The organism is Aeromonas sp. QDB56 (assembly GCF_027705505.1).
Taxonomy (GTDB): domain Bacteria; phylum Pseudomonadota; class Gammaproteobacteria; order Enterobacterales; family Aeromonadaceae; genus Aeromonas; species Aeromonas caviae.
Window position 1 is genome coordinate 24929 of the sequence record NZ_JAPDBZ010000033.1, and the last position, 7957, is coordinate 32885.

The following is a 7957-nucleotide window of genomic DNA, read 5'->3' on the forward strand; positions in this document are numbered from 1 at the left end:
GGGCAATAAAGATGAAAAGGGCGCCATGGCGCCCTTTTCATTGCAGATCTGCCGTCAGGTCTTGCTCTGGCAGTTGAACATCCAGTGGGTGCCGAACTTGTCCACCAGGGATCCGAAATAGTCACCCCAGAACATCTCCGCCAGCGGCATCTCCACCTGACCTCCCTCGGCCAGGGCTGCGAACAGGCGATCGGTCTCGCCCCGGCTGTCCGGCTCCAGGTTGAGGTAGCTGTTGTTGCCCTGTACCAGGGTGAACCCCATGCTGGCCGGAGCATCCGTGCCCATCAGCACGTGACCCCCAAGGATGGACAGGGCCACATGCATCACCAGCTCCCCGTCTTCCTCCGACAAAGGGGGCTGGCCCGGGCAACCCGGGGACTCCTTGAACCTGTGGATGGGGCCGCTGAAGTCTCCGCCGAACACTTCGCGATAGAAGAGGAAGGCAGCCTCCGTCTCCCGGGCAAAATTGAGATAGGTACTGACACGCGCCATGGGTTTCTCCTTGTCACCGATAGCTGGCCCCTGTGGCCAGCTAACAGCATAGAAGAGCACGGGGCTCTGTCAGGTGGCGCTCCGCCCCCTTCTGCGCACGGGGGAGCCGCGCTCACAGCCCGGGCTCGGTCGAACACGCAAAAGTGCAACCCGATTCGCAGTGGGTTGCACCTCATGTAGGCATTCATAAGATGCATTGCCAACCCATTAATAATGCTGTGAAAAGCGGACAAGCGGCGGGCTTGAAAGGAGCCTGATGGAGACCGGATTCATGGAAGAATTCAACAATGTAACCAATACATTAAAATTTCTTGCTTGAAGGTTGCACCTGGTTGCACCATCATCGGCGAAATTTAACCGTCCGGTAATATTGTTACCTTCTAGACACAGGAAGTCCCATGGCCACTACCACCCTCGGCGTCAAACTCGATGAAGCGACCCGCGACCGCCTCAAACAGGCTGCGCAGACCCTGGATCGCACTCCCCACTGGCTGATCAAGCAAGCCATCTTCACCTATCTGGAGCAACTGGATCTCGGTCTGACCCCGCCCGAGCACTCCGGGCTGGCTGCCGCCGCCGGGGAAGAGGCCGCCGAGACCCTGACCGAGCAGGACATCCAGGTCTTCCTCGAGTTTGCCGAGAGCATTCTGCCCCAGTCCGTGCTGCGGGCCGCCATCACGGGGGCTTATCGCCGCCCCGAGACCGAAGCCGTCCCCATGCTGCTGGAGCAGGCTCGTCTGCCCAAGGAGAAGGCTGACGCGACCCAGAAGCTGGCCATGGGCATCGCCGAGAAGCTGCGCAACCAGAAGAGCGCCAGCGGCCGTCAGGGCCTGGTGCAGGGGCTGCTTCAGGAGTTCTCCCTCTCCTCCCAGGAAGGGGTGGCCCTGATGTGCCTGGCGGAGGCGCTGCTGCGCATCCCCGACAAGGCGACCCGGGATGCCCTGATCCGCGACAAGATAAGCGGCGGCAACTGGAGCCAGCACCTGGGCCAGAGCACCTCATTGTTCGTCAACGCGGCCTCCTGGGGTCTGCTCATCACCGGCAAGCTGGTGGCCACCCACAACGAGGCGGGCATGAACAGCTCCCTCAAGGGACTCATCGGCAAGGGGGGTGAGCCGCTCATCCGCAAGGGCGTCGACATGGCGATGCGCCTGATGGGTGAACAGTTCGTCACCGGCGAGACCATCGCCGAGGCGCTGGCGAACGCAGGCGGCATGGAGAGCAAGGGGTTCCGCTACTCCTACGACATGCTGGGGGAAGCGGCCCTGACCGAGGAGGACGCCAAACGCTATCTGGCCTCCTACGAGCAGGCCATCCACGCCATCGGCAAGGCCTCCCACGGTCGCGGCATCTACGAGGGGCCGGGTATCTCCATCAAACTCTCCGCCCTGCATCCGCGCTACAGCCGCGCCCAGTACGATCGCGTCATGGAGGAGCTCTACCCCACCTTGCTGGGCCTGACCCAGCTCGCCAGGCAGTATGACATCGGCATCAACATCGACGCCGAAGAGGCCGATCGCCTGGAGATCTCCCTCGATCTGCTGGAGAAGCTCTGCTTCGATCCGTCCCTCGCCGACTGGAACGGCATCGGCTTCGTCATCCAGGCCTACCAGAAGCGCTGCCCCTATGTGATCGACTACGTCATCGATCTCGCCAAGCGCAGCCGTCACCGCCTGATGATCCGTCTGGTGAAGGGCGCCTACTGGGACAGCGAGATCAAGCGCGCCCAGCAGGAAGGGCTGGAAGGCTACCCGGTCTATACCCGCAAGCCCTACACGGACGTCTCCTACCTCGCCTGCGCCCGCAAGCTGCTGGCGGTGCCCGAGGCCATCTATCCCCAGTTCGCCACCCACAACGCCCACTCCCTGTCTGCCATCTATCAGCTGGCGGGTCAGAACTACTACCCGGGCCAGTACGAGTTCCAGTGCCTGCACGGCATGGGTGAACCGCTCTACGAACAGGTGGTCGGCAAGGTGGCCGACGGCAAGCTGGGTCGTCCCTGCCGCATCTATGCTCCGGTGGGCAGCCATGAGACCCTGCTCGCCTACCTGGTGCGCCGCCTGCTGGAGAACGGGGCCAACACCTCCTTCGTCAACCGCATCGCGGACAACAACATCTCCCTCTCGGATCTGGTGCAGGATCCGGTGCAGCAGATCGAGCAGATGGCCGCCCGTGAAGGGACCCTGGGTCTGCCCCATCCGCGCATCCCCCTGCCCCGGGATCTCTACGGCGAGGCGCGCCCGAACTCCGCAGGTCTGGATCTCGCGAACGAGCACCGCCTGGGGTCACTCTCCGCCGCCCTGCTCGCCAGCACCAACACCGCCTATCAAGCCGTGCCCATGCTGGGTTGCGACACCGAGGCGCCGACCCAGTTCCAGCCCGTGCTCAACCCGGCGGATCACCGCGATGTCGTCGGTCAGGTGAGCGAATCCACGGTAGCGCTTGTGGACAAGGCGCTCGCCTGCTCCCTCACGAGCGGCCAGATCTGGCAGTCCACCCCGCCAGCCGAGCGGGCCGCCGTGCTGGACAGGGCAGCCGATCTGATGGAATCCGAACTGCAACCCCTGATGGGCCTGCTGGTTCGCGAATCCGGCAAGACCTTCGCCAACGCCATCGCCGAGGTACGCGAGGCGGTGGACTTCCTGCGCTACTACGCCGCCCAGGCGCGCAACCACTTCGCCAACGACACCCACAGACCGCTCGGCCCCGTGGTCTGCATCAGCCCCTGGAACTTCCCGCTGGCCATCTTCAGCGGCCAGGTGTGCGCGGCCCTGGCCGCCGGCAATACGGTGCTGGCCAAGCCTGCCGAGCAGACCCCCCTCATCGCGGCACAAGCGGTGCGCATCCTGCTGGAAGCGGGGGTTCCCGCCGGTGCGGTGCAACTGCTGCCGGGCCGTGGAGAGACCGTGGGTGCGGCGCTCATCGCGGACGAACGGGTGCGCGGCGTCATGTTCACCGGCTCCACCGAGGTGGCGGGCATCATCTCCCGCAACCTGGCCGGTCGCCTCGACGCCCAGGGTCGCACCATTCCCCTCATCGCCGAGACCGGCGGCCAGAACGCCATGATCGTCGACTCTTCCGCCTTGACCGAACAGGTGGTGATGGATGTCATCTCCTCGGCGTTCGACAGCGCCGGTCAGCGCTGCTCCGCCCTGCGAGTGCTGTGCGTGCAGGATGACGTGGCGGATCGGGTGATCCGGATGCTCAAGGGCGCCATGGCCGAGTACAAGGTCGGCAGCCCCGAGCACCTCTCCACCGACATCGGCCCCGTCATCGACACCGAGGCCAAGACCAACATCGAGCGCCACATCAAGGCGATGGGCGACAAGGGGCGCAAGGTGCATCAGATCGCTCGCACCCAGGGGGATGCCTGCAGCCGCGGCACCTTCGTGCTGCCGACCCTGATCGAGCTCGACAGCCTGGACGAACTGGGACGCGAAGTGTTCGGCCCTGTGCTGCACCTGGTCCGCTACCCGCGCACCCGGCTCGGGGAGTTGCTCGAGCAGATCAACGACAGCGGCTACGGCCTGACCCTGGGTGTTCATACCCGCATCGACGAGACCATCGCCCAGGTGGTGAACGTGGCCAAGGTGGGCAACCTCTACGTCAACCGCAACATCGTGGGCGCCGTGGTCGGGGTGCAACCCTTCGGTGGGGAAGGGCTTTCCGGCACCGGTCCCAAGGCCGGTGGCCCGCTCTACATGTATCGCCTGCTCGGCGCCCGTCCCCAGGAGGCGGTGGCCAACCAGCTGCACCAGGAGTCCGGTGCCCTGCATGCCGAGGCGAAAGCCCCCCTCGTAGCCCTGCGCGACTGGGCGAGCAAGCAGGAGCCGGCCCTCGCCGCCCTGTGCGATCACTACGCCGCGCTCTCCCAGAGCGGCCGTACCCAGCTACTGACCGGCCCCACCGGCGAGCGCAACAGCTACAGCCTGCTGCCCCGGGAACGGGTGCTCTGTCTTGCCCAGGAGAAGGCCGACCTGCTGGCCCAGCTGGCCGCCTGTCTGGCGGTCGGCAGCCAGGTGCTGCTGCCGGACGATGCCCAGACACGCGCCCTCCTCTCTTCCCTGCCGACCGAGGTGCGGGATCCCATTGCGCTGGTGGCGGACTGGGCAACGGGGGAGACGGACTTCGATGCCCTGCTGCACCACGGCGACTCGGATCAGTTGCGAGAGGTGAGCAAGCTCGCCGCCGCGCGCCAGGCAGCCCGTAACGGCGCCATCATCGGTGTGCACGGCCTGCATCGCGGCGAGACCGACATCCCGCTGGAGCGCCTGCTCATCGAGCACGCCCTCTCGGTCAACACCGCCGCCGCCGGTGGCAACGCCAGCCTGATGACCATAGGCTAAGCGCCACATAGTGACGGAGACTCAAGCCCCGCAGATGCGGGGCTTGTTCTTTCGTCTCTGGGACACGCCCATGAAAAAGGCCGCCCTTGTCGGGGCGGCCTTTTGGTTCTCCCTTCTCCCCTCGCGGGAGAAGGATGGGGGATGAGGGGCGACTCGCCTACACGTACTCCATAAAGACGCGGGAGGTGAGCTTGGTGATGAGCTCATAGGGAATGGTGCCGATCTGGTCGGCCACCCGCTCTACCGGCAGCCCTTCCCCCCAGAGCACCGCCTCGTCACCGGCCTTGTCGGTGGCGCCGGGGCCGAGATCCACCGTGGTCATGTCCATGGAGACACGCCCCACCAGAGGCACGATGCGGCCATTGACCAGCACTGGCGTGCCGTTGGGGGCCATGCGCGGATAACCGTCGCCATAGCCGATGGCAATCACCCCGAGCCGGGTATCGCGATCCGACACCCAATTGGCGCCATAGCCTACCGGCTCGCCCGCCTTGTGATCGCGCACCGCGATGAGCTGGGTCTTGAGGGTCATCACCGGCTTGAGGTCGTAATCCGCCGCCACCGTATTGGGGAAAGGCGACACGCCGTAGAGGATGACGCCGGGGCGCACCCAGTCGCAGTGGGAATCCGGCCACGCCAGGATGCCCGCCGAGTTGGCCATGGCGCGCTCGCCCGACAGCGGCGCAGTCAGCTGGCTGAACAGGTCGATCTGCTCGCGGGTGGTGGGTTGCTCCAGCTCATCGGAGCGGCTGAAGTGGGTCATGACGTTGAACGGCTGCACCACGTTCTTGCACTTGGCGAGGCGCTCGATAAAGGCGGGCATCTCCTCGGCCCGTACCCCGAGGCGGTGCATGCCGGTGTCGAGCTTGAGCCAGGCCACCACGGGGGCAGGCAGCTCCGCCTGCTCCAACGCTTCGAGCTGCTCCCAGGTATGCACCGCGGTCTGCAGGTTGTTGGCCGCCAGCACCGGCAGGTCGGCGGCGCTGAAGAAGCCCTCCAGCAGCACGATGGGCTTGACCACGGCGCAGGAGCGCAGCATCAGCGCCTCTTCGATGCGGGCCACCGCGTAGGCGTCCGCATCCACCAGGGTGCGGGCAACCGGCAGCAGCCCATGGCCGTAGGCATTGGCCTTGACCACGGCAATGATCTTGCATTGGGGGGCGTGGCGTTTCACCACAGCGAGGTTGTGGCGCAGGGCCGCTGTATTGATCTGGGCGATAGCCGCTTTCATCTGTTTTCCCTTACGAGGGCATGATAATCAGGCACCGGGTGGTGTCAGCCCTCAAATCTCATCGTCTAAGGCCGGACCGGCAGAATTGTCGAACCGGGAAAACTGTGTCTGGATACCGGGAGCAGGCTCCCGACTTAGTAGTCATCATCAAACGCCGGGCCCGCGTAGTTGTCAAAGCGCGAGAACTGACCCTGGAAGGTGAGCCGCACTCGTCCTATGGGGCCGTTACGCTGCTTACCGATGATGATCTCGGCGATCCCCTTGTCGGGGCTGTCGTCGTGATAGACCTCGTCGCGGTAGATGAACATGATCAAGTCCGCATCCTGCTCGATGGAGCCGGATTCCCGCAGATCCGAGTTGACCGGGCGCTTGTCGGCACGCTGTTCCAGGCTTCGGTTCAGCTGGGAGAGCGCCACCACGGGGCACTGCAACTCTTTCGCCAGCGCCTTGAGGGAGCGGGAGATTTCACCGATTTCCAGAGTTCGGTTGTCAGACAGCGCCGGCACCCGCATCAGTTGCAGGTAGTCCACCATGATCATGCTGATGCCGCCGTTGTCCCGCGCCACCCGGCGGGCACGGGAGCGCACTTCGGTCGGGGTGAGGCCGGAGGAGTCGTCGATGTACATCTTCCCCTTCTCCAGCAGCAGCCCCATGGTGGAGGAGAGCCGCGCCCAATCCTCGTCGTCGAGCTGGCCGGTCCGCACCTTGGTCTGGTCGATGCGCCCCACGGAGGCGAGCATACGCATGATGATCTGCTCGGAGGGCATCTCGAGGGAGAAGATCAGCACCGGCTTGTCGGCGGTGAGGGCCGCGTGCTCGCACAGGTTCATGGCAAAGGTGGTCTTGCCCATGGAGGGACGGGCGGCGACGATGACCAGATCCGAACGCTGCAGGCCGGCGGTCATCTTGTCCAGATCGTTGTAGCCGGACGACACGCCGGTCACCCCGTTGTGGGGGGTCTTGAACAGCTCTTCAATCTTGTCGACGGTCTGCTCGAGGATGAGCTTCAGGGGCTGGGGGCCCTCGTTGGCGCTGGTGCGCTGCTCGGCGATCTGGAATACCTTGCTCTCGGCCAGGTCCAGCAGATCGTTGGAGGTACGCCCCTGGGGCTCGTAGCCCGCTTCGACTATCTCGTTGGCGACCGAGATCATCTCCCGTACCACGGCACGCTCGCGCACGATTTCGGCGTAGGCGCTGATGTTGGCGGCACTCGGGGTGTTCTTGGCGATCTCCACCAGATAGGCGAAGCCACCGGCCTCTTCCAGCTGTTCGGAGCGCTCCAGCTCCTCCTGCAGGGTGATGAGGTCGATGGGGTTGCCCGCATTGGAGAGGCGGGTCATGGCCTGGAAGATCAGGCGGTGCGGACGGCTGTAGAAATCCTTGTCGATCACCCGTTCGGCGACCCGATCCCAGGCCTCGTTGTCCAGCATCAGGCCGCCCAGTACGGACTGTTCGGCCTCAAAAGAGTGGGGAGGTACTTTCAGCTGTTGTGTCTTGGCGTCTTTTTTCGCCGTCACTTGCTCTGCCATACACATAAAAACCGCAGCGGGAAGGGGACGGGAATTTTACAAAAGAAACCCCGCCATCGCGAGTGCTAATACGTCCCGTCATCGCATCCGGCGACAAGACGGGACCCTGGCCTCGTCAGCGTCATCCACTTCTGCGCCGCAGACCTGCCTCACAGTACGAGAAAGGGCCAGACCAGGGTCTGATCTTTCGTTCTTGCTCTTTGCTTGTTGCGCAACCTGCGCACCGAGCAACTCGGCCGTCTGTGTCTCATGGGTGCCCCCCTGTCGGACGACTCAATCTGTTCGGCCTTGTTGCACAAATCGGGGAACTATCTAGCCAAGTGGTGATCTGATCTCCCGGATCAATCACCGAGCACAGT

At 64.4% G+C, this 7957-nt stretch carries 4 protein-coding genes; 1 reads left to right on the forward strand and 3 read right to left on the reverse strand.

Annotated elements, in window-relative coordinates; genetic code table 11:
• Positions 1-54: 54 nt before the first annotated feature.
• On the reverse strand, positions 55-492 hold the full coding sequence (locus OKB81_RS07755) for a VOC family protein (protein WP_104454669.1): 438 nt from the start codon (positions 490-492) through the stop codon (positions 55-57).
• Between the two features lie 398 nt (positions 493-890).
• On the opposite strand from OKB81_RS07755, the gene putA reads away from it, so the two are divergent.
• Complete coding sequence (gene putA / locus OKB81_RS07760) at positions 891-4838, forward strand: trifunctional transcriptional regulator/proline dehydrogenase/L-glutamate gamma-semialdehyde dehydrogenase (RefSeq protein WP_160836572.1); 3948 nt, start codon at positions 891-893, stop codon at positions 4836-4838.
• 157 nt (positions 4839-4995) lie between these two features.
• Here putA and alr read toward each other — a convergent pair whose 3' ends face one another.
• Both alr and dnaB read right to left on the reverse strand, forming a co-directional pair.
• Positions 4996-6069 (reverse strand): alanine racemase, encoded by a 1074-nt coding sequence (gene alr, locus OKB81_RS07765; protein ID WP_109111699.1) that lies wholly within the window; start codon positions 6067-6069, stop codon positions 4996-4998.
• A 134-nt stretch (positions 6070-6203) separates the two neighbouring features.
• Positions 6204-7598 (reverse strand): replicative DNA helicase, encoded by a 1395-nt coding sequence (gene dnaB / locus OKB81_RS07770; RefSeq protein WP_039040054.1) that lies wholly within the window; start codon positions 7596-7598, stop codon positions 6204-6206.
• Between the last annotated feature and the right edge of the window lie 359 nt (positions 7599-7957).

Bases quoted from the DNA above. Each gene is read 5' to 3' on its own strand.
- alr (WP_109111699.1), bottom strand. From the start codon at position 6,069: ATGAAAGCGGCTATCGCCCAGATCAATACAGCGGCCCTGCGCCACAAC.
- OKB81_RS07755 (WP_104454669.1), bottom strand. From the start codon at position 492: ATGGCGCGTGTCAGTACCTATCTCAATTTTGCCCGGGAGACGGAGGCT.
- dnaB (WP_039040054.1), bottom strand. From the start codon at position 7,598: ATGGCAGAGCAAGTGACGGCGAAAAAAGACGCCAAGACACAACAGCTG.
- putA (WP_160836572.1), top strand. From the start codon at position 891: ATGGCCACTACCACCCTCGGCGTCAAACTCGATGAAGCGACCCGCGAC.